At 53.1% G+C, this 23259-nt stretch carries 15 protein-coding genes and 5 pseudogenes; 12 read left to right on the plus strand and 8 right to left on the minus strand.

Annotated elements, in window-relative coordinates; genetic code table 11:
* Window positions 1–192: 192 nt before the first annotated feature.
* Window positions 193–888 (minus strand): annotated as a pseudogene (locus QZ506_RS11030) (hydroxylamine reductase); the annotation flags it as partial.
* A 332-nt stretch (window positions 889–1220) separates the two neighbouring features.
* Between QZ506_RS11030 and QZ506_RS11035 the strand changes: the two are divergent.
* Window positions 1221–2039: a hypothetical protein gene (locus QZ506_RS11035; RefSeq protein WP_291971070.1), complete on the plus strand. Its 819-nt coding sequence runs from the start codon at window positions 1221–1223 to the stop codon at window positions 2037–2039.
* 119 nt (window positions 2040–2158) lie between these two features.
* Window positions 2159–3826: an ATP-dependent endonuclease gene (locus QZ506_RS11040; RefSeq protein WP_291971071.1), complete on the plus strand. Its 1668-nt coding sequence runs from the start codon at window positions 2159–2161 to the stop codon at window positions 3824–3826.
* A 94-nt stretch (window positions 3827–3920) separates the two neighbouring features.
* Here the strand turns inward: QZ506_RS11040 and cspD are convergent.
* Window positions 3921–4142, minus strand: a pseudogene (gene cspD, locus QZ506_RS11045) (cold shock-like protein CspD).
* Between the two features lie 184 nt (window positions 4143–4326).
* Here cspD and QZ506_RS11050 point away from each other — a divergent pair.
* From QZ506_RS11050 to clpA, 3 genes are all read left to right on the plus strand, one after another.
* Window positions 4327–4500 (plus strand): hypothetical protein, encoded by a 174-nt coding sequence (locus QZ506_RS11050; RefSeq protein WP_291971073.1) that lies wholly within the window; start codon window positions 4327–4329, stop codon window positions 4498–4500.
* A gap of 74 nt (window positions 4501–4574) precedes the next feature.
* The gene (gene clpS / locus QZ506_RS11055) at window positions 4575–4892 is read left to right on the plus strand and encodes an ATP-dependent Clp protease adapter ClpS (RefSeq protein WP_291971084.1); all 318 of its coding nucleotides are present in this window, start codon (window positions 4575–4577) and stop codon (window positions 4890–4892) included.
* Window positions 4893–4922: 30 nt separating this feature from the next.
* Window positions 4923–7199, plus strand: coding sequence for an ATP-dependent Clp protease ATP-binding subunit ClpA (gene clpA, locus QZ506_RS11060; RefSeq protein WP_291971075.1), 2277 nt, complete (start codon window positions 4923–4925; stop codon window positions 7197–7199).
* Window positions 7200–7378: 179 nt separating this feature from the next.
* On the opposite strand, the gene infA is transcribed toward clpA, so the two are convergent.
* The 5 genes from infA to trxB all read right to left on the minus strand — a co-directional run bounded on the left by infA (window position 7379) and on the right by trxB (window position 13159).
* The gene (gene infA / locus QZ506_RS11065; protein WP_291971077.1) at window positions 7379–7597 is read right to left on the minus strand and encodes a translation initiation factor IF-1; all 219 of its coding nucleotides are present in this window, start codon (window positions 7595–7597) and stop codon (window positions 7379–7381) included.
* Window positions 7598–7724: 127 nt separating this feature from the next.
* Entirely contained in the window at window positions 7725–8438 is a 714-nt protein-coding gene (gene aat / locus QZ506_RS11070) for a leucyl/phenylalanyl-tRNA--protein transferase (RefSeq protein ID WP_291971086.1), read from the minus strand.
* Window positions 8438–10180 (minus strand): cysteine/glutathione ABC transporter ATP-binding protein/permease CydC, encoded by a 1743-nt coding sequence (gene cydC / locus QZ506_RS11075; protein WP_291971088.1) that lies wholly within the window; start codon window positions 10178–10180, stop codon window positions 8438–8440. Before cydC ends, aat begins: the two co-directional genes overlap by 1 nt.
* A 19-nt stretch (window positions 10181–10199) precedes the next feature.
* Window positions 10200–11963: a cysteine/glutathione ABC transporter permease/ATP-binding protein CydD gene (gene cydD, locus QZ506_RS11080; protein ID WP_291971078.1), complete on the minus strand. Its 1764-nt coding sequence runs from the start codon at window positions 11961–11963 to the stop codon at window positions 10200–10202.
* A gap of 236 nt (window positions 11964–12199) precedes the next feature.
* Window positions 12200–13159 carry a thioredoxin-disulfide reductase gene (gene trxB / locus QZ506_RS11085; protein WP_291971079.1) on the minus strand — a complete coding sequence of 320 codons (960 nt, stop codon included), beginning with the start codon at window positions 13157–13159 and terminating at the stop codon, window positions 12200–12202.
* 547 nt (window positions 13160–13706) lie between these two features.
* Between trxB and lrp the strand changes: the two genes are divergently transcribed.
* From lrp to QZ506_RS11115, 6 genes and pseudogenes are all read left to right on the plus strand, one after another.
* Complete coding sequence (gene lrp / locus QZ506_RS11090; protein WP_196906846.1) at window positions 13707–14201, plus strand: leucine-responsive transcriptional regulator Lrp; 495 nt, start codon at window positions 13707–13709, stop codon at window positions 14199–14201.
* A gap of 117 nt (window positions 14202–14318) precedes the next feature.
* The gene (locus QZ506_RS11095) at window positions 14319–17759 is read left to right on the plus strand and encodes a DNA translocase FtsK 4TM domain-containing protein (RefSeq protein WP_291971080.1); all 3441 of its coding nucleotides are present in this window, start codon (window positions 14319–14321) and stop codon (window positions 17757–17759) included.
* A gap of 157 nt (window positions 17760–17916) precedes the next feature.
* Window positions 17917–18528, plus strand: coding sequence for an outer membrane lipoprotein chaperone LolA (gene lolA, locus QZ506_RS11100; protein WP_291971081.1), 612 nt, complete (start codon window positions 17917–17919; stop codon window positions 18526–18528).
* A gap of 7 nt (window positions 18529–18535) precedes the next feature.
* Window positions 18536–19879 carry a replication-associated recombination protein A gene (locus QZ506_RS11105; protein ID WP_291971082.1) on the plus strand — a complete coding sequence of 448 codons (1344 nt, stop codon included), beginning with the start codon at window positions 18536–18538 and terminating at the stop codon, window positions 19877–19879.
* Between the two features lie 97 nt (window positions 19880–19976).
* A complete protein-coding gene (gene serS / locus QZ506_RS11110; RefSeq protein WP_291971083.1) occupies window positions 19977–21272 on the plus strand; it encodes a serine--tRNA ligase in 1296 nt (431 codons plus the stop codon).
* A 166-nt stretch (window positions 21273–21438) separates the two neighbouring features.
* Window positions 21439–22582 (plus strand): annotated as a pseudogene (locus QZ506_RS11115) (MFS transporter).
* Window positions 22583–22585: 3 nt separating this feature from the next.
* Here the strand turns inward: QZ506_RS11115 and QZ506_RS11120 are convergent.
* Window positions 22586–22885 (minus strand): annotated as a pseudogene (locus tag QZ506_RS11120) (LysR substrate-binding domain-containing protein); the annotation flags it as partial.
* 113 nt (window positions 22886–22998) lie between these two features.
* Between QZ506_RS11120 and QZ506_RS11125 the strand changes: the two are divergent.
* Window positions 22999–23259 (plus strand): annotated as a pseudogene (locus tag QZ506_RS11125) (IS1 family transposase); the annotation flags it as partial.

The raw sequence follows: 23259 nt of genomic DNA on the forward strand, positions 1-23259 counted from the left end.
CGCTGCTTGAGGGCCTTGTTATAAGAGGGCCAGTTGGTGATTTTAAAATTTTGTTTTGCCATGGAGACCTGATTTTGAAACAACTGTGGTGATCTGCTCCGATGATTACCCAAAAGTTCTATTTATTCAACAAAGCCAATCGTGACCGGAAATCAGAATGGCCTTGCCTGCTACCGGGCGCACGTTGACCTAGGTCGGATGGGGATGGCCATAGGCGTCGGTTTCACCTTTATAGAGAATCGCCATCACAGTAAAGTTCATTTTGTCAATCGCCATGGCGTTATTCAGCAGCGTATCCATGTCGCTGGGCTGCGTGCCCAGCCAGGCCATCAAGGCGTGGAACTCGGCATAGATAGTGTCATCGTATTGGCCGAGCACGTGGGCATTCTCCATGTAGGTGGCGGCCCCTTTCAGACCGTACAGACACAGCATACGCAAACCGTGCAGATCGGCACCGATGGTGGCTTTATCATGATCCAGCGCGAACTGACTCGCCTGCTGTAACAGCGTTGGAATATCGTTGCCCGCCAGTTGCAGTTCAGACAGCGGGTGACCAACGCTGGCATCTTCCTCAAGCAGTCGACAGCGTGTTTTCAGTCCGTGACACAGTTGGATTGCGTCTTGTGCGTAACCGATAATTCTCTGCGAATCAAAGTTGACGTTGATCAGCGTGGCGAAGAAGGCGCGAGGGACGAAGTTATCGACCGTATGGTCGATGATATCCAGTGAACGGGCTTTTAGCGCCCAGGCCGATAACCCCTGTAATACGGCGACCAGCAGGTCTTGTAAATCGGAGTTTTCAGCGGTTTTACCGCACATGCCTTGCGCATAGGCGCAACCGTTTCCAGCCGGGGTACGGATGGTTTGCTCACATTGCACACAAAACATAACGTTATCCTTTTTTAAAGTTGTATTTATAATGCTTGTTTTGAAGCATGGTGACTTCCCCTTCAGTTAAAAAGGCTTTTTACATGCAACTTCAGGTAAATTTGATGTAGCGCAATTTTCATCTTGGCGGATGAAAATACGTCTCAATTCAGTCTGTTTGCGCACGGAAGCGCGCACGCGCGGAGAGTAACGCCTACTTTATGAAAGGGAGTGTTGCCGCTTTCACGTAGAGTAGCTGCCTCTGAATAATCTGTGGTAGAGGAGTTCTGTTGCCTATGCGAGATGTTAGCGCAGAGGGGAACCGCGTTTGCAAGCAGTATGAAGACCTTACTATGTCAGCATCGCAGTGTTTATCGAGATTATCGGCATTGACCCGCCACATCGTCAATATCGACAGCTTACCGGTTGAAATGATCCAAAAAATTGCTACCTACCTTCCAACCAATGACTATGACAATTTCAGAGTTACCAATCGGACAATTTGCAATGCCCTGATATCGATAAATAGCATGCACAAGGCGTTAGCGGAAAAAACGCACTATGGTGCGCTAGGAGCATTCAACAAAACGTGTGCAGAGGCTAAACACCTTGAGGCCTGCTGTCGCAAATTGACCGAAAATGAAATCACAACGTTGCTCAACATACGCGTGCGAGCAGACGGTAGGCCCGACAGAGCCACCTCGGTTCAGTGCAAATACCCGATAGGCGATTTGACGTTAAAAGATGTCATCGTGGAAAAATTTTGTAACAAGCTGACGACAAGGGTCATGAACCAGAAACCGTCAACGAGCCCAATGCTGCGCTACTGCTACCAATATCATATCAGCATTAAGCTATGCACGTTTGCTGCACAAGCAGAACTGATTTTTCTGGCGAGTAATATTTGCGAGTTAGCGCAGCTCAATGATTTTTATGCCTGTGCACACCAACTCTATGACGAGCTTGCGATTTCGCAACGCATTTATCTGACCGCAATGATGGTCAAATTACACCAATTCTGGCGTACGTACCCGCCTGCCAACCTTGACAGGCAGGCGGTTGATAAAACCATTCGTTCCTATGTCACGCTGCTCCGCTCAGGGAATGACGTGCTGGCGTACTGTAAGGCAATGAAGATAAACACGTCTGGTGACGCAAGTTCGAAACCGTAAGGGATCACAGAAAAGGCATCTTATGGATGACACACCAACGTCGGTAAAGCACGCTCGTTATGGTTTACAATGAAAAACAGTGCGATGTAGTTGTGCAGCCCGAACATCAGGAGGTGTGCATGTACCTTGAAAGCGTGGAAATTGTTGGGTTCCGCGGCATCAATCGTCTGTCACTGGTACTGGAGCACAATACGGTCTTGATTGGGGAAAATGCCTGGGGCAAGTCAAGTCTGTTGGATGCCCTGTCCCTGCTGCTGTCGCCAGTGTTGCCGTTGTACCCTTTCTCTTTGCAGGATTTCCATTTTACGCCCGGCGATGAAGCAAGCCGGGAACACCACTTGCAGGTTATTTTCACCTTCTGTGAAAGCGGCGTCGGGCATCACCTTGGGTCGCGTTACCGTGGCCTGGCACCGGTTTGGGTCAGGGGCGAGGGCAGATTACAGCGCATTTTCTACCGTCTGGAAGGTGAAGTGGATGACAGCGGCGCGGTGTGCACCTGGCGCAGTTTCCTTGACGCGGACGGGCAGCCGCTGGCGCTGGAAAACATTGATGCGCTGGCGCGTGAACTCATTCGTTTGCACCCGGTTTTGCGGCTGCGTGATGCGCGTTTTACCCGGCGCAAACGGGTTGACGTGGTGCCGTTGCCGGTGCGGGAGAGTAACAGCGACGATCTGACTCAACACCTCAACCAACTGATACAGGAACTGACTCGCAATCCGCAGCGACTAACCGATCAGGATCTGCGTCAAGGGATTGTGGCGATGCGCCAACTGCTCGAGCATTACTTTTCCGAGCATGGCGATGAGGGCGTTACGCCGCGCCATCCTCGCCATGCGCGTGCGCACAACGGAAAATCTTGGCGCTCTCTGGATAATATCAACCGAATGCTGAGCGATCCCAATAGCCGCAGCAGTCGAATCATCCTGCTCGAACTGTTTTCGACGCTGTTGCAGGCGAAAGGCGCGGTATCGCTGGATACGGAATCGCGTCCGCTGTTGCTGGTAGAAGACCCTGAAACACGATTACACCCGATCATGCTGTCGGTTGCCTGGGCGTTGCTGATGCACTTGCCCTTGCAAAAAGTCACCACCACCAATTCCGGCGATCTGCTGTCGCTGGTGCCGGTGGAGCAGGTGTGCCGCCTGGTGCGGGAGTCCTCGAGGGTGGCGACTTACCGTATCGGGAAGCAAGGGATGAGTCCTGAAGACAGCCGCCGTATCGCGTTCCATATCCGCTTTAATCGCCCCTCATCGCTGTTTGCGCGCTGCTGGCTGCTGGTTGAAGGGGAAACGGAAGTGTGGATGCTTAGCGAACTAGGTCGTCAATGTGGGCATCACTTTGAGGCAGAAGGGGTGCGTGTAATTGAATTTGCACAATCAGGGTTACGACCGCTGCTGAAATTTGCGCACCGCATGGGCATTGAGTGGCATGTGCTGGTGGACGGCGATGACGCAGGTAAAAAGTATGCTGCTACGGCACGCAGCCTGCTCACCCAGCAAGGGGAAACAGATCGTGACCACATCACGATGCTTTCTGCCCCTGATATGGAGCATTTTATGTATCGCAATGGCTATAAGGATGTTTTTCACCGCGTTGCACAACTGCCGGAGAATGTGCCGCTCTCGGCCGCGAAAGTGATTGTGAAAGCGATTCACCGCGCCTCAAAACCGGACTTGGCTATCGAGGTGGCAATGGCTGCGGCTGAACGCGGTAATGACGCCATTCCTGTGTTGATTCGTACGCTTTTTTCACGCGTGCTCTGGTTGGCGCGTGGCCGAGCTGATTGAGCCGAACCGCTCTTAGAGAATCCAAAATAAAAATGCCGGTTGTAAAACCAGCATTTTCTTCTGTGGATAATAGCGAACGTGTTTCAAACCACCGCTAGGCTACGCCCTCTGCGACCAGCGGGACGATCAAACTGGCGTGATTTCCTTTAGGACCTTTATGAACATCAAATCTGACCGCCTAGCCTGCCTTCAGCGTGCGATAACCGTCCATTTGAATCGTCGAGTAGTGGGCAAAGATATCCTCGCCTCCACCCTCGGGACAGATAAATCCAAAGCCTTTGGCATTATTGAACCATTTAACAGTACCTGTCTCCATGCATTTACGTCCTTCGCAAGAGTGTTATAGAAACGAGAGGTTAGGTTATTTGGTCGATATGAATGAGAATTGATTAAAACCCCGTCGATTCACCTGTACACTCTAGTGAAATCGAAAAGAGCGTCAAGCCATCCCACTGGGGCAGCACAGAGCAGTTTGTCAAAGTTTGATGCAGGTAACGCAGTTGATGATTTTCATGCAGGGTTGTTGCTTCAATACGTGTGCTGTTACCGATGACATCACCGGACGATTTCTTGCTTCTTGGCAACACAGAGAGCGTGCAGGTGATAAAATAAAGAGTAAATGGCTGATGTGGGACACTCAGCTTGGTGTCGCATTAATGAATATGGATGAATAATGAGTAACCGCAGTGTGGGGATTGAAAATAGGTGGGGGCAGGCTACCCAAGTTGATGCAACGTCGCAGATTTGTATGGAGAGCCGTCCTTGGACGCATTCTGACAGCGTTCTGCTGGAAAAACAGCAGCAAAAACTGCAACCGCCATCGATGTATAACGTGATCTTAAACAATGATGATTACACCCCGATGGAATTTGTTATTGACGTTCTGCAAAAGTTCTTTTCTTATGATATTGAACGCGCAACGCAACTTATGCTGACGGTTCACTACGAAGGGAAGGCTGTCTGTGGTGTTTTCAGTGCCGATGTGGCTGAAACCAAGACGGTGCAAGTGAATCGCTATGCAAGGGAAAATGAGCACCCGTTGCTCTGTACGCTGGAAAGTGCATGATATCAGGTAATTTATTGTGGGGAGGCGCCTATGCTTAATCAAGAACTGGAACTCAGTCTCAACATGGCTTTCGCCAGAGCGCGTGAGCGCCGCCACGAGTTTATGACCGTGGAGCATTTGCTACTGGCGTTGCTCAGCAACCTGGCAGCGCGCGAAGCGTTGGAAGCATGCTCGGTGGATTTGGCTGCACTGCGCCAGGAGCTGGAAACGTTCATCGAACAGACCACCCCGACGTTACCACAAAATAATGTAGAACGTGAAACGCAACCGACGCTGAGTTTTCAGCGCGTATTGCAACGTGCCGTGTTCCACGTTCAGTCTTCTGGCCGCAGTGAAGTCTCTGGTGCCAACGTGCTGGTGGCTATCTTCAGCGAGCAGGAATCGCAGGCGGCTTATCTGCTGCGTAAGCATGATGTGAGTCGGCTTGATGTGGTGAACTTCATTTCCCACGGCACGCGTAAAGAAGAGCATGGTCAGGCACCAAGCTCGGAAAACACTGTTAACGAAGAGCCGGTAGGTGGGGAGGATCGCATGGAAAACTTCACCACTAACCTCAATCAATTGGCTCGCGTTGGCGGTATCGATCCCCTGATTGGGCGTGAGAAAGAGCTGGAGCGCACCATTCAGGTGCTGTGCCGTCGGCGTAAAAACAATCCGCTGCTGGTCGGCGAATCTGGCGTAGGGAAAACAGCCATTGCGGAAGGTCTGGCCTGGCGCATTGTTCAAGGCGATGTGCCGGAAGTGATGGCCGGTTGCACGCTCTATTCTCTTGATATCGGTTCGCTGCTGGCGGGTACCAAGTATCGTGGCGATTTTGAAAAACGTTTCAAAGCGCTGCTCAAGCAACTGGAACAGGATCAAAGCAGTATCCTGTTTATTGATGAAATCCACACCATTATCGGTGCGGGAGCGGCTTCCGGTGGACAGGTCGATGCGGCTAATTTGATTAAACCGCTACTCTCCAGCGGCAAGATTCGGGTTATCGGTTCTACCACGTACCAGGAATTCAGCACTATCTTTGAAAAAGACCGTGCTTTGGCGCGCCGTTTCCAAAAAATAGATATTACTGAGCCAAGCGTCGAAGAGACCGTACAAATCATTAATGGACTCAAACCGAAATATGAAGCTCACCATGATGTGCGTTACACGGCTAAAGCCGTGCGTGCCGCTGTTGAACTGTCGGTCAAATACATCAACGATCGCCACCTGCCGGATAAAGCTATCGATGTGATCGATGAGGCTGGCGCACGCAGTCGTTTGCTGCCGGTCAGCAAACGCAAAAAAACGGTGAACGTTTCAGATATTGAATCGGTGGTGGCGCGCATCGCCCGTATCCCCGAGAAGACCGTTTCAGCCAGTGATCGTGATGTGCTGAAAAAACTGAGCGACCACTTGAAGATGCTGGTGTTCGGTCAGGATAAGGCCATCGAAACGCTGAGTGAGGCTATCAAGATGAGCCGCGCTGGTTTGGGCAGTGAACGCAAGCCTGTCGGCTCTTTCCTGTTTGCCGGGCCGACCGGGGTTGGGAAAACGGAAGTCACCGTGCAACTGGCGAAAGCGATGGACATTGAGCTTCTGCGCTTTGATATGTCGGAATACATGGAGCGCCACACGGTGAGCCGCCTGATCGGTGCGCCTCCCGGCTACGTTGGTTTCGATCAGGGGGGATTACTGACTGACGCGGTGATCAAACATCCGCATTCGGTGTTGCTGCTCGATGAAATTGAAAAAGCGCATCCGGATGTCTTTAACTTGCTGTTGCAGGTGATGGATAACGGTACGCTGACCGACAATAACGGTCGCAAGGCGGATTTCCGTAACGTAATTGTCGTCATGACCACCAATGCGGGCGTACAAGAAACACAGCGCAAATCGATTGGCCTGATTCAGCAGGACAACAGCAGCGATGCGATGGAAGAGATTAAAAAGATCTTCACGCCGGAATTCCGCAACCGCCTGGATGGCATCATCTGGTTTAACCATCTGTCAGCGCAGATCATTCAGCAGGTGGTGGATAAGTTCGTCGTGGAACTGCAAGCGCAGTTGGACGCCAAGGGCGTGTCGTTGGAAGTTAGCGAAGATGCGCGTAACTGGCTGGCGAATGAAGGCTATGACAAGGCGATGGGCGCGCGGCCAATGGTGCGTGTGATTCAGGAAAACCTCAAAAAACCGTTGGCAAACGAACTGCTGTTTGGCTCGTTGGTGAATGGCGGCTCCGTGAAGGTGGAGCTGGATAGCGCGACGAAAGCACTAACTTACAGCTTCCACAGTGCGCAAAAGCTGAAAGCGGAAGGGACTGTACACTGAGTGTGTCATTGGGCAGTAAAAGAAAAAGCAGTGCGAAAGCACTGCTTTTTTTGTCTTGGTTGTGGCGAGTACCGCCACGTGCAATCTGTACCAAAAGCAAAAGCCCTTACCTGAATAGGGAAGGGCACATAAGGCGGGTACATCCTCAGGTGTCGCTATGCTAGCGACAGGTGAACCGATTAACGGCTACGGAAGACAATGCGGCCTTTACTCAGGTCGTACGGGGTCAGCTCTACAGTGACTTTGTCACCCGTCAGGATTCGGATATAGTTTTTACGCATTTTACCGGAGATATGAGCGGTAACCACGTGTCCGTTTTCCAACTCAACGCGGAACACGGTGTTAGGCAGTGTATCAAGCACGGTGCCTTGCATTTCAATATTGTCTTCTTTGGCCATCGAATCCTCTAGGGTTAACTACCTTAACTTTTTAACGGGCACGATAATGCCGAAAAACCGGCATTATGTAAAGGAGCGTTGATGACCTCAGCAGCAACTTTCGGATAAGAAGGGCGTATGAGCACGCTTATCTTTCTCCAACAGGTGCCAGTGGCAGTGCTTGTGGCTGCCAACTGGATGCCGCGAGAGGAGCATCCTGCAATGCGCGTAGTGCCGTAAGATACGTCTCGCGTGACACTTCGGTGGCACCGAGAGACGCCGTGTGAGCGTTTAGCACCTGGCAATCGAGCAACTGCCCGCCACAACGCACAAAATGCGTGACAAGGGCAACCAGCGCGCATTTAGAAGCGTTATCTCGGTTGCTGAACATTGACTCGCCGCAAAACAGCTTTCCTTGCGCAATGCCATACAGCCCACCCACCAATTCATCTTGGTGCCAGGCTTCGATGGAATGTGCGTACCCCAGCTCATGCAGCGTGCAGTAAGCGGCAATCATCTCTGGACTGATCCAGGTTCCTTCCTGACGCGCGTGCGCACAGGTGTGTATCACGGCGCTGAACGCAGAGTTAAGCGTGATGTGAAAAGGCTGCTTGCGCATGAACTTGTGCAGGCTACGGCTGATATGGAGTCCTTCAGGATGCAATATGGCGCGTGGATCGGGAGACCACCACAGAATAGGATCGCCGGGAGAGTACCAGGGAAAAATGCCACCTCGATATGCAGCCAGCAATCGGTCTGGCGAAAGGTCTCCGCCAAAGGCCAATAAACCGTTGGGATCAGTCAACGCCTTCTCCAACGGAGGAAAACGCGTGGTATTGGATGAAAGTTGAAATAGCTGTATCATGCCTGCCGGATGGCGTGTTGATGGAACTGCCAATAGCGGTCGCGTGCTACCAGCAGATCGGCGTGGTGCCCCTGCTCAACCAGACGACCATTATCCAGTACGCAAATACGATCCAGATACGCCAGATCGTGCAGGCGATGGGTAATGATGATAACCGTTTTGCCGTGGGTGTTTTCACGCAGTAGATGCAGAATTTTTTGCTCGGTATTGGCATCCAATCCTTCGGTCGGTTCATCCAACAGCACCAAGGGAGCAGGATGGAGTAGGGCGCGAGCCAATCCAAGGCGGCGCTGTTCCCCGCCCGAGAGTTGGCGTCCGCCTTCACCGATCCAAGCATTAAGGCCCTCTGGAGTTTCCAGTAAATTACCTAGTCCTACCTGTTCCAACTGTTGGATCAGTTGGGCATCGCTGGCTTGCGGTGCGGCCAGTAGCAAGTTGTCGCGCAGCGTCGCGCTAAAAATATGTATCCGCTGCGGCACCACGCTCATCATGTCACGTAGTGCCGGTTCACTCCACTGTGCGAGTGGCAGAGCGTTCAGGGTAATGCTTCCTGCATCGCAGTCCCAGGTGCGGGTCAGTAATTGCAATAGCGTTGACTTGCCACACCCGGTACGTCCCAGCAGCGCAATGTGTTCGCCCGGCGCGATATCCAGCGTAATGTCCTGCAATACCGGCAGCGGTTGGCCCGGATAAGTGAAGCTTACCTGCTGTAGTGATAGCGTTGCCGTGGTGATTAATGTTGTGGAGGGGGCCGCCGTTGTGAAAACCACCGCAGGTTGCTGACGCAGAATCTGGTCAACGCGCGTGGCTGATGCGATCACCTGACCCAGGTGTTGAAACGCACCGGTAACCGGACCTAATGCTTCAAACGCAGCCAGTGCGGCAAATACAAACAGAGCAATCAGCGCTCCCGGTTGCGTATCACCGCCAATTCCCGCCGCTGCCAGCCAGAGAATGGCGGTAACGGTAACACCGGTGCAGAGCAGCATCAGTGCCTGCGACAGGCCCGTCAGGCGCGCCTGACGCTGTTGCTGTGTCAGCCAGGCCTGTTCTGTGTCGGTGAGCTGGCGGCGAAAGGCGGTCTGCGCGCCAAACAGGGTCAATTCGGCTTGCCCTTGTAGCCAGGTAGTTAACTGTGTGCGATAGCGCGAGCGCAGCAGCGTGAGATGGGTGCCAATCGGTTTGCCCGCACGGTAGAACACCGGCGGGAGCAAAGCTAACAACAGCAACATAATGGTGCAGAGGGTCAATGCCAGCGAGGCGTCAAGCCAGCTAAGCCCGTAAGTCACCACCAGGATCACCACCAGCGCGCTGACCAATGGCGATATCACGCGCAAGTAAAGGTGATCGAGTGTATCAACATCGGCAACCAGACGGTTGAGTAAATCGGCATGACGAAACCGGGCTAACCCCCCTGGTGAAAGTGGGAGCGTGCGCGAAAAGGCAAACACGCGCAGGTGTTGCAGCACGCGGAAGGTCGCGTCATGGCTCACCAGACGCTCGGCATAACGCCCGGCGGTACGTAGGATCGCCGTACCGCGCACACCCGCCGCAGGCAGCATATAGTTGAAGGTCATCAATCCGGCAAGGCCTGCCAGTGATGCCCCTGCCAGAAACCAGCCGGAGAGCGTCAACAGCCCAATACTTGCCAGTAATGTGACAATGGCGAGTACTATGCCAATGCTCAGCCGCCAACTGTGGCGATGATACAGCAGGAGAAAGGGTTTCAGTACCTGCAACGGACTATTCTGCGACATATTAGTAAGCTCCCTGACGCTGTGCCAGAAGATCGGCAAACGGGCCTGACTGCTGACGTAGCGTGTCATAGTCACCCTGCTGCACCAGTTGTCCTTTTTCCATCACCCATACGCTATCGTAATAGCGAGTGTCATCAAGGCGATGCGTCACCAGCAGCGTGGTTTGCTGACGTGCGGCGTTTCCCAAGGCGTGCATCACGCGCTGTTCACTGTGGGAATCCAGGCTGGCAGTTGGTTCATCCAGAAGGAGCAACTGCGAGTGCTTTAACAATGCCCGCGCAACGGCAACGCGTTGTGCCTGTCCGACAGAGAGTCGCGCTGCGCCATCACCCACGACGGTATCAAGACCCTGCGGCAACAAGGGCAGAAACTCGTGCACGTAAGCGCGTTCCACCGCGTGTTGCAACGTGTCCTCACTGGCCTGTGGGTTCCCCAATAGAATATTGCTGCGCAACGTTTCTTCTGGTAAATGCGGATGTTGTCCTAACCAACTGATGTGTTTACGCCATGCAGTCGCATCCAGAGCATGCAGTTCCTGCCCGTTGATACATAACGAACCACGATAGGGCAAAAAACCGAGCAGTACGTTAAGCAACGAACTTTTCCCAGCACCGCTCACGCCGACCAGCGCCACCCGCTGTCCCGGTTCGAGCGTAAAGGTCAGAGGCTCGGTTAGCGCACCACCAGTGGGCGATAGCACCACCAGTTGGTGAGCCTGAATGGTCATCGTCTCAGCGTCAAAAGTCTGAGTGCCGAGACCGATCTCTTCCGCTTCAGCGGTAAGAAAGCTCACCAGCGATTCCGCGGCGCCTACGGCCTGCGCTTTCGCGTGATAAAATGTGCCCAGATCGCGCAACGGTTGAAAAAACTCGGGGGCGAGAATCAAGACCAGAAAGCCGGCAAACAGGGTGACGCCGGTGCCATAATGGCCGAAATCCAGCTCGCCAAGGTAAGAAAAGCCAAAATATACCGCGACGACCGCGATGGAGATAGACGCAAAAAACTCCAATACGCCGGAAGAAAGAAACGCCATACGCAACACTTCCATGGTGCGACCGCGAAAATCCTCCGATGCCCGACGAATGTCATCCACTTCGGCAGCCCCGCGGTGGAACAGTCGCAACGTTTCCATGCCGCGCAACCGATCGAGGAAATGGCCGCTCAGGCGTGCCAGTGCCAGAAAATTGCGGCGGTTGGAATCTGCGGCCCCCATGCCGACCAGCGCCATAAACAACGGGATCAGCGGTGCGGTAACCAGCAAGATGAGTGCCGCCGCCCAGTTGATGGGAAACACAGCGGCCAGAATCAGCAGAGGAATTAAGGCTGCAAGATACATTTGTGGCAGATAGCGCGCATAGTAATCCTGCATATCTTCGACTTGCTCTAAAATAAGCGTCGCCCAACTGCCGGCTGGTTTTCCCTGCACCCAGGCGGGCCCCAAGCGCTGTAATTTTTCCAGTACCTGATGGCGAATGTGTTGCCGTACTGCCTCGCCACAGCGAAAGCCCACCTGCTCGCGCAGTAAGTGCGTGAGCGCGCGTGCGGCAAACAAGCCAATAAGCAGCGTGAACTCGATGAGGAGTGTCTGACGAGGTAAGTGCTCAATAATCAAGGCGTGCAACAATGTTGCCAATACCCACGCTTGTGCCACGATCAGAAGACCGCTTACCACCCCAAGTAATAAAGAGAGGCGGAGCCAGCGTTGTGCCAGTTTGCTCTGTTGTTTTATCCAGCGAGAAAGTTGTTGCTGTCGAGTCTGTTTCATAGAGTACCGTGCTGCGCTATAGAAAGGGGAATACACAAAAAGCCAACATTTATATAACTGTTATATAACAAAAAGCAGGCGTGTATTCAGCGTTGCCTCATGTTACCGCGCTAAAGTGCAGGTGCAAACCAAAAGGACGGAGAAAATGCGGGGAGAGATCAATTTTCCCAAAAGAGAGCAAAAAGAATCCCCTTATTCAGGTGGTACGATCTGAATAAGGGGAAAAGGGCAGAATATTATCGGGTAGTGAGGCCATCCAAATAGCGCTCTGCATCCAACGCGGCCATGCAACCGGTGCCCGCCGAGGTAATGGCCTGACGGTAGATGTGATCCATCACGTCGCCTGCGGCAAACACACCAGGGATGCTGGTCTGTGTAGCGTTGCCGTGGATGCCGGATTGTACCTTGATATAGCCGTTTTCCAGCGCCAGTTGACCGTCAAAAATGGCAGTGTTTGGGCTGTGGCCGATGGCGATAAATACGCCAGCCAGCGCCAGTTCTTCACTCTCATCCGTGTGGGTGTTACGAATACGAACGCCGGTCACGCCCATGTCATCGCCCAGCACTTCGTCCAGCGTGCGATCAGTGTGCAACACAATATTGCCGTTTTGCACTTTGTCCATCAGACGGTCGAGCAGGATTTTCTCTGCGCGAAAGCTGTCACGACGGTGGATTAAGTGAACTTGCTGAGCAATGTTAGACAGGTAAAGTGCTTCTTCCACCGCGGTATTGCCGCCACCGACTACGGCGACGCGTTGGTTACGATAAAAGAATCCGTCACACGTGGCGCAGGCAGACACGCCTTTACCTTTAAAGGCTTCTTCGGAAGGCAGACCGATGTAGCGTGCGGAGGCACCGGTCGCCACGATCAGGGCATCACAGGTGTATTCTTCGATGTCGCCAAACAGACGAAACGGGCGTTGTTGCAAATCAACGCGCTGGATGTGATCGAAAATGATCTCGGTGTTGAACTTTTCAGCATGAGCGTGCATGCGGTCCATCAGCAATGGCCCGGTAAGCCCTTCCGCGTCGCCCGGCCAGTTTTCCACTTCTGTCGTGGTTGTCAACTGCCCGCCTTTTTCCATGCCAGTGATCAACACCGGATGCAGGTTAGCGCGCGCGGCGTACACAGCAGCGGTATAGCCCGCTGGGCCAGAACCTAAAACCAATAGTTTGTGGTGCTTGACGGTACCCATGTGTTCCTCTTTTTTGCAACGGTCTACTTAACACCGATTGTAAGGAAATTACCGGTCTAAAAAAAGTAGGCCGCAAAATTGTTACCTATTTGTTTAATCGGTTGTGCCGATAACCCATATATTTCACTGAGAAGACAGCGTCATTTATTAGCGAAATGATTGAAAATGGTCTCACAGAGAGCACAGTAGGGTTTTATTTGGCAGTTTCTTCTGATTTTTATTGTTTTGCTTTGACAATCGGCTACCGTTTTGCGAAAACATCTAAGGAAGAGGAAACTATTTGTATGTGAATGGTTGAAAGCTCGGTTTTTCTTTATGTTGTCGCTTTTACCGTGCGACCGCTGATGGTGCGTTTATAACAGGACAGACAGGGCGTTATGCACGCAGGGGTGACATTGCGGTGCGCCGCGGCAGTGAAAGGAGAGTGACGTAACGCGACCCTTGATATACAAAATAGACAGCGCGTCTTCTTTTAGGGCTGCTCTGATACATTGATGTGGGTCGGAGTGTAGCAAGGGCAAGGATGTAGTGAAGAGAGACAATAAGAATGGTAGACACGAAAAAGCGACCGGGAAAAGATCTTGATCGCATCGATCGCAATATCCTGAATGAATTACAAAAAGACGGCCGAATCTCTAACGTTGAACTTTCCAAACGCGTAGGTCTTTCTCCTACACCGTGTCTGGAACGTGTGCGCCGCCTGGAGCGTCAGGGCTTTATCAATGGCTATACCGCATTGCTGAACCCGCATTACCTCGATGCTTCACTGCTGGTGTTTGTTGAGATCACGCTAAACCGCGGTGCGCCTGATGTTTTTGAGCAGTTCAACACTGCTGTGCAAAAATTGGAAGAAATTCAGGAGTGCCATCTTGTCTCCGGGGATTTCGACTATTTGCTGAAAACACGCGTGCCGGATATGTCCGCATACCGTAAGCTGCTGGGTGAAACATTGCTACGCTTGCCGGGTGTGAACGATACCCGTACCTACGTGGTGATGGAAGAAGTAAAACAGAGCAATCGTCTGGTGATCAGAACGCGCTAAACGCAGGGGTGCAAAGCCCGCTAATTTCAGCTACACTCCTGTGAATATATACAGTCACAGCGCCGAGTTCACCTCGGCGTTTTGTCACGAACATGAACAGGACCCCTGGAGAGACGCTTGAGCCAGGAATATACCGAAGACAAAGACGTGGCGCTGAAGAAACTAAGCGGTAGCCGTCGTTTATTGGAAGCGATTTTAATCGTTGTTGCGCTATTCGCCGTTTATTTGAGCGTAGCGCTGGTTAGCTTCAGTCCGTCCGACCCGAGCTGGTCACAAACTGCCTGGCATGAGCCCATTCATAATCTGTGCGGTGGCATCGGCGCTTGGCTGGCCGATACGCTGTTTTTCATCTTTGGCGTGCTGGCTTATGCCATTCCACCGATCATGCTGTCGCTGTGCTGGGTGGCTTTTCGCCAGCGCGATAATCAGAGCGATGTCGATCTGTTTACTCTCTCTTTGCGCCTGATTGGTACGTTGGCGCTGATCCTCACGTCCTGCGGTCTAGCCGCGCTCAATGTGGACGATCTCTACTATTTTGCCTCTGGTGGTGTGCTGGGCAGTTTGCTGAGCAGTTCAATGGTCCCGCGTTTCAACAGCATGGGTGCCACGCTGATTCTGCTCTGCGTCTGGGCAGCGGGGGTGACTCTGTTTACAGGTTGGTCATGGTTTACGATTGCCGAAAAAATTGGCGGCGCGGTATTAGGCCTTCTGACGTTCTTTTCCAATCGTTCTCGCGCAGGAGATAACTACCGCGATGAGGATGACGATTTGCATGACAATGCGGATCGTGAGGGCGGACACCACGATACATTAACCGCGTTAACGGAGGCAATAGCCGAAGACGTGGATGCGAATGACATATTGCTGGCACCCGCTGCGCGTGAGCGCGCCGCTGATGAAACAGAGCAAAACAGTACGGTAAGTGGCGTTGAAGCAACGGATCATCTTGCTCCGGTGCAGGAGTCGGTTCCGGTTGATACGGTGCCAGACCCAACGATCGCACCCAGAGCATTCACCCCGGCTACGCCAGCAACAGCTGGCAGTCATAATACCCACGGACAGGATTCACTGCCGCCGCTTTACGCGTTTGAGTTGCAGCAAGCTGCTGTGCAGGAAAATAACGCGTTACCCGCCTTTTCGCAGGCGACGGTGCCCGATCGCGATCGCACGCCGCTATTGGGTTCTATTCATGATCTGAGTGCACCCGCAGTGGCAGCGGCCACGCCTGCGTCTAGCGACGCCGTGCCCTTTATGCCTGCCTTTACGGCCGCAGGGGAGGATAATCCTCAGGTGAAACAAGGCATGGGTCCGGAATTGCCGCGTCCGAATCCGGTGCGTATTCCTACCCGGCGTGAACTGGCGTCTTATGGCATCAAGTTGCCGTCACAGCGTCATGCAGAAGAGCAAGAACGAGAAGCGCAACGTTTGGCACAGTCCCAGCCTGAAACGACTGAAAGGGTTACACCCGAAGAGGCTGACGTTGACGAGGCTACACAAGAGGCTGCTCTGCGTCAGGCTTATCTGGAGCAACAAGAGCAACGCTACGGCGAGGACTATGCCGAACGCGAGCAGGATGAAGAGGCACTGTTGCAGGCACAATTGGCGCAGGCGTTTGCTCAACAGCAACAGGCGCGTTATGACGTTAGTGCGCAGCCAGAGAGTCCGAGCGTAACGCCAGCCATCGAGCCCGTAGGTACAAAAGAGCTGGCCTCAGCCAGTGTGACGGCAGCATTTATCGCCGGTGTTGCTGCGGATGCCGATGCGAATGAGCCTGCCTTTTCTTTCTCACCGTTTAACGATTTGGTGGATGAGTCGCCCAAAGCGCCGCTGTTTACCTTGTCGCCAGCCGATGTGGCTGAATCGGCGCAGGATTCTTCCCCTCCATCGCCCACATGGCGTGCGGCAACTGGCGACGATGATAGCCTGGCAACGCGCGCACATCCGGTGGTGGAGCCTCAACATAGCGAGGATTTCGCCGACGATGATGAGCCTGAAAGCGATGCCACGCCCTCATTGATGGATAGTCTTATTCATCCGTTTTTGGTGCGTAACGATCAGCCTCTGCAAAAGCCAACCACACCATTGCCGACGCTGGAACTGCTCACAGCACCGCCGGAAAGTGAAGCGCCGGTGGACCATTTCGAGCTTGAGCATACCGCGCGTCTGATTGAAGCGCGTCTGGCGGATTATCGTGTTACCGCCAGCGTGGTGGGTTACGATGCAGGGCCAGTGATCACCCGTTTTGAGCTGGACTTGGCTCCCGGCGTGAAGGCCGCTCGTATTTCCAACCTGTCGCGTGACCTGGCGCGCTCGTTGTCAGTCGTAGCGGTGCGCGTGGTGGAAGTTATCCCCGGTAAACCTTATGTCGGCTTGGAACTACCGAATAAACTCCGCCACACCGTTTATTTGCGCGAAGTGCTCGATTGCAAGGCATTCCGTGATAACCCGTCACCGCTGGCAGTGGTGCTGGGCAAAGATATTGCTGGTCAACCGGTGGTCGCCAATCTTGCGCGTATGCCGCACTTGCTGGTGGCAGGGACGACAGGGTCGGGTAAATCTGTCGGTGTAAACACCATGATCATCAGCATGCTGTATAAAGCGACGCCGCAAGATGTGCGCTTTATCATGATCGACCCCAAAATGCTTGAGCTGTCGGTCTACGAAGGTATCCCGCATTTGCTGACCGAAGTGGTCACCGACATGAAAGATGCGGCGAATGCGTTGCGCTGGTGCGTCGGTGAAATGGACCGTCGCTATAAGCTGATGTCCGCATTGGGCGTGCGCAATCTGGAAGGCTATAACGAGCGGGTGAAAGCGGCGGAAGCGATGGGGCGTCCGATCCCTGACCCGTTCTGGAAACCCGGCGACAGTATGGATACTACACCGCACATGCTGGAGAAATTACCCTTTATCGTGGTGATGGTGGATGAATTTGCCGATCTGATGATGGCGGTTGGCAAAAAGGTGGAAGAGCTGATCGCCCGCCTGGCGCAGAAAGCGCGCGCGGCCGGTATCCACTTGGTGCTGGCGACGCAGCGGCCTTCCGTGGATGTTATCACTGGACTTATCAAGGCCAATATTCCAACGCGTATCGCTTTTACCGTGTCGAGCAAAATTGATTCACGTACCATCCTCGATCAGGGCGGTGCTGAATCGCTGCTGGGAATGGGGGATATGTTGTACATGGCACCAAACTCCTCCATTCCGGTGCGTGTGCATGGCGCGTTCGTTCGCGACCAGGAAGTTCATGCCGTGGTCCTGGACTGGAAAGCGCGTGGGCGTCCACAGTACATTGACAATATCACCAGTGCCAGCGATGACGGCGAAGGCGGTAATCTGGAATTTGGCGGCGATGAAGATTTGGATCCGCTGTTCGATCAGGCCGTGGCCTTTGTTGTAGAAAAACGGCGAGCCTCCATTTCTGGCGTGCAACGTCAATTCCGCATCGGCTACAATCGTGCCGCGCGTATTGTGGAACAGATGGAAATGCAAGGCATCGTTAGTGCGCCGGGGCATAATGGCAACCGAGACGTGTTGGCACAGCCACCCATGGACTGATGCCATTTACAGACAATTCGTCTACCGCATCGCGTGATTCTCAGGCAATAGTTATAGGTAGCACGGCGAGCAGTAGGTCGTTCAGTACGACATGTGCAAAGTACGATAGTCAGACCGCGATGGCGGCCTTTTGAATCGACAGCAAAGGATGTAAATAATGAGAACAGGCTTAGTGGCAAGCGTGCTGATCGCCGGGATGACGTCCAGCGCGGTTTATGCAGGTGCGGCGAGCGATTTACAGAGCCGACTGAACAAAGTGAACAGCTTCCATGCGACGTTCACCCAGAAAGTCACTAGCGCTGAAGGGACGGCGGTGCAGGAAGGTCAGGGGGAACTCTGGCTGAAGCGGCCAAATCTGTTCAACTGGAAGACCACAGCGCCGGATGAAAGCGTGCTGATCTCTGATGGCAAGACGCTGTGGTTCTATAACCCGTTCGTTGAACAGGTGACAGCGACCTGGCTGAAAGAAGCCACGTGCAATACGCCCTTTATGCTCATCACACGTAACGATGCCAGCGAATGGGGCCAGTATAATGTGCGTCAGCAAGGGGATGACTTTGAGTTAACGCCGAAAGTGGCCAAGGGTAACCTGAAACAGTTTGCAATCAACGTCAATGCCAGCGGCACCATCAAGAGCTTTGTCGCGACGGAGCAGGATGGGCAACGCAGCAGCTATACCCTGCAAAACCAGCAAAACGGCGCTGTGGATAGCAGCAAGTTCACCTTTACGCCGCCGAAAGGCGTGACGCTGGACGATCAACGGCAGTGAGGCCATCGTGAGTAACCTGTCGCTGGATTTTTCGGACAATAGCTTTCAGCCGCTTGCAGCGCGTATGCGACCCGTTACGTTGGAGCAATATATCGGTCAACAGCATCTGTTCGGCGCGGGTAAGCCCTTGCAGCGAGCGATAGAGGCGGGGCAGTTACACTCCATGATTCTATGGGGGCCGCCCGGCACCGGAAAAACCACGCTGGCAGAACTGATTGGTCGCTACGGACACGCTGACGTGGAGCGGATCTCTGCCGTGACCTCCGGCATCAAAGAGATTCGTGAAGCGATAGAGCGTGCGCGGCAAAATCGCGATGCCGGGCGACGCACCATCCTGTTTGTGGATGAAGTACATCGCTTCAACAAGAGCCAGCAGGATGCTTTTCTGCAGCACATTGAAGATGGCACCATCACTTTCATAGGCGCAACCACCGAGAACCCTTCGTTTGAGCTTAATTCGGCGCTGCTGTCGCGTGCGCGCGTCTATTTACTGAAGGCACTCACCGCGGAAGACATCGAACAGGTGTTACAGCAGGCGATGACCGATACCGCACGAGGGTTTGGCGGGCAGAACATCGTATTGCCGCATGAGACGCAGCGATTGCTGGCGGAACTGGCGAATGGCGATGCGCGCCGCGCGTTGAACAGTCTGGAAATGATGGCGGATATGGTCGAGGTCGATGCTCAGGGCAACAGGGTGCTAACCCCCGAACTGCTGCACGAAGTGTCGGGCGAACGTAGTGCGCGCTTTGATAACAAAGGCGACCGTTACTATGACCTTATTTCTGCATTGCATAAATCGGTGCGAGGTTCCGCACCTGATGCCGCATTGTACTGGTATGCACGCATTATTACCGCCGGTGGCGATCCGCTGTATGTTGCACGGCGTCTGTTGGCGATAGCCTCTGAAGATGTAGGCAATGCCGATCCGCGGGGAATGCAGGTGGCGATCGCCGCCTGGGATTGTTTTACCCGCGTGGGGCCTGCAGAAGGGGAACGCGCTATTGCTCAGGCGATTGTGTATCTGGCTTGTGCACCCAAGAGTAATGCGGTCTACACCGCCTTTAAAGCGGCGATGCAGGATGCCAGAGAGAAACCGGATTACGACGTGCCGGAGCATTTGCGCAATGCGCCCACCACACTGATGAAAGAGATGGGACCGGGTGCGGAATACCGCTACGCCCATGGTGAACCCAATGCCTACGCGGCGGGTGAAGACTATTTCCCGCAAGCGATGGCGCAAACGCGTTACTATCAGCCAACGTCACGCGGTCTGGAAGCCAAAATTGGTGAAAAGCTAGCTTGGCTGACTGCACAGGATCAAAATAGCCCGACAAAACGCTACCGCTGAACTAGGCGTTGCGGTAAGGTTATAAAGTTCTTTTCTACCGCGCGACGGGTGTCGTGCAACGTAAAATTTCACCAAAAAACATTAAAACAGGATTAGCATGCTCGATCCCAATTTACTGCGTAATGAGCTAGACGAAGTTGCCGAAAAGCTACTGGCTCGCAGAGGTTTTAAACTGGATGTAGACACGCTGCGTCAACAAGAAGAACGCCGCAAAGTGCTACAAGTAGAAACGGAAAGTCTGCAAGCAGAGCGTAACTCCCGATCGAAAGAGATTGGTGCGGCTAAATCTCGTGGTGAAGATATCGGACCGTTGCGCCGCGAAGTGAATACCCTTGGTGAAAAGCTGGATGCGGCCAAGGCCGAGCTGGATGCCTTGCAAAATGCCATTCGTGAACTGGCGTTAACCATTCCGAATATGCCGGACGACACTGTGCCGCTGGGCAAAGATGAGCATGATAACCAAGAAATCAGCCGCTGGGGTGAACCACGTCAGTTTGATTTCCCGGTGCGCGATCATGTTGATTTAGGCGAATTGGCGAAAGGCGTCGATTTTGCTGCTGGTGTTAAATTAACCGGTGCGCGTTTTGTTGTCATGAAAGGACAAATTGCTCGCCTGCACCGTGCGCTGTCACAATTTATGCTGGATCTGCATACCGAACAGCACGGTTATCAGGAAGCCTACGTGCCTTACCTGGTTAACCACGCTACTCTGTACGGTACCGGCCAGTTGCCAAAGTTTGGTGAAGACCTGTTTCAGACCAAGCCGTTGGATGAAGAAGCGGAAAGCAGCAATTATGCCCTGATCCCGACGGCAGAAGTGCCGCTGACCAATCTGGTGCGCGACGAGATTCTGGACGAAGAAACACTGCCGATCAAAATGACGGCGCACACCCCGTGTTTCCGCTCTGAAGCGGGTTCCTATGGTCGTGATACCCGTGGTCTGATCCGTATGCACCAGTTTGATAAAGTGGAGTTGGTGCAGATTGTGCGCCCGGAATACTCCATGGATGCGCTGGAAACGCTGACGACGCATGCGGAAACCGTGTTGCAACTGCTGCAACTGCCTTATCGCAAGGTGCTGCTGTGCACCGGTGACATGGGCTTTGGCTCAACCAAAACCTACGATCTGGAAGTGTGGCTGCCAGCGCAGAATACCTACCGTGAAATCTCTTCTTGCTCCAACATGGGAGATTTTCAGGCTCGACGCATGCAAGCGCGCTGCCACAGCAAGAGTGACAAGAAAACGCGTCTGGTGCATACGCTGAACGGTTCCGGTCTGGCGGTTGGGCGTACACTGGTTTCCGTGCTGGAAAACTATCAGCAGGCGGACGGACGTATTGCCATTCCTGATGTACTACGTCCTTATATGGGCGGGTTGGAGTTTATCGGCTAAACATGCCGCTGTCCCGTTGTTAAAAGCGCCTTTCGGCGCGCTTTTTTGCATTATGGCGCCACAGTATCACAAAACGTGCGGCATGAGTTTTTCCTCGTTGACTTTTAAACACGCAGTGGCATGATGCACACACACTTTCTTGTTGTATTGTTTATCCACGCCCACTATGTCTGCTTTTTCTCGCCCAGTGCTGCTATTGCTCTGCGGCCTTATGCTGCTTACGGTTTGTATCGCTGTACTTAATACGCTGGTTCCGTTATGGCTTAACTATCAGCATGCTTCTGTGTGGCAGGTGGGCGTCGTGGGGTCATCCTATTTTACGGGTAACTTGCTGGGGACGTTGTTGGCCGGCCGCTTGATTCTCCGTCAAGGATTTACGCAGCTATGACCTTGCCGCTTTGCTGTTTGCGTTGGCAACGCTGGGGCTGATGTTTTCCACGGACGTAACCAGTTGGCTGGTATGGCGTTTTGTAGCAGGTGTCGGCTGTGCGTTGATATGGGTTGTGGTGGAAAGTGCGCTGTTGTGCAGCAGCTCATCCACGCACCGTGGTCAACTGCTGGCAGCCTATATGGTTTATTATCTGGGAAGCGTCGTTGGTCAGATCTATGTCGGCCTGCTGCCAACCGCTGTAGCGAGTGTTATTCCCTGGATGGTCACGCTGATTGTGCTTGCCGTGTTACCGTTTCTGTGCACCCGTTTACCGCGTCTGGCGCAGTCGGAGCATCCGGTCCATGTGGGGAAAATGCTGCGTAAACGCAGTGCGCGTCTAGGTATCAATGGCTGTGTGATTTCCGGCGTGATCCTGGGGTCGCTGTATGGGTTGATGCCGCTTTATCTCTCCCACAGTGGCACCAGCGATGCCGACGTGGGTTATTGGATGGCGCTGTTGATTGGTGCCGGCATTGTCGGTCAGTGGCCGGTGGGGCGTATGGCAGATCGCTATGGGCGCTTATTGGTGCTGCGTGTGCTGGTGTTTGCCGTTATTGTAGCCTGCGTTGCGTTACTGAGCGTTGGACATCTGGTAATGGCACCTGCGTTGTTTTTGCTGGGCGGAGCGGGATTTACACTGTATCCAGTAGCAATGTCCTGGGCGTGCGAAAAGGCACGTCATGAAGAGCTGGTGGCGATGAACCAGTCATTGCTGCTCAGTTACACTGTCGGCAGCCTTGTTGGTCCCAGTATGGCGGCCGCGCTGATGCAAACTTATTCTGATCGCGTGCTGTTTGTGTTGATTGCTGCGGTATCGCTGGTTTATCTGGTTATGCTGCTTAAGAAAAGCGATCGCCATCCTAAACCGTTGGCGGCATAAATGTCACTTTAGGCTGGCTAATGTACTTTTTCCTGCCTCCACGATATTGTTCCATAACGCTTCTGCTACCGGGCTCAGGCGCTGCCTGGCATTGCTAATCAGGTAAAAGATACCGGTCAGGTTTAACTCGTCAGGGGCGATAGCGGCCAATTTACCCTGTTCAACCCAGGGTGCGGCGTAGTGATCGGGTAAATAGCTAATATGGGTGCCGGCTAACAGGAGCAATAAACTGCTTTCGAGGTGCCAGACGGTTTGATGAAAATCTTGCTTAGAGACTGGCCCTAATTGTTTGCTGATTTCATTAACAGGGTCGTGTATTCAATATGTTGATTTCATTGTGAAATGTCAGGTTTTGGATGTGGAATACAGTGGCTAAAGTTGATGTAAGATGCCCGTTTTGTGAACAGACATCTCCTGTGAAAAAACACGGTTATGGCAAAAGTGGCCATCAGCGTTACCGTCGTCAGTCATGCAAACACGGATGGCTATATGGCTTACAACGACGAACTTCCAAAAGTAAAACACATTGTTAGCAAACTGTATACACAGCGTATTGAGCGTGCACATCTGACACTGCGTAACCGATTGCAACGGCTCAATCGCAAGACGCTGGGATATTCAAAATCATCCGAAATGTACGATAGGATCATCGGTACTTACATCGAACGCGAGTACTA

Origin of the sequence: Candidatus Symbiopectobacterium sp. (assembly GCF_020054415.1) — a bacterium.
Lineage (GTDB): Bacteria > Pseudomonadota > Gammaproteobacteria > Enterobacterales > Enterobacteriaceae > Symbiopectobacterium.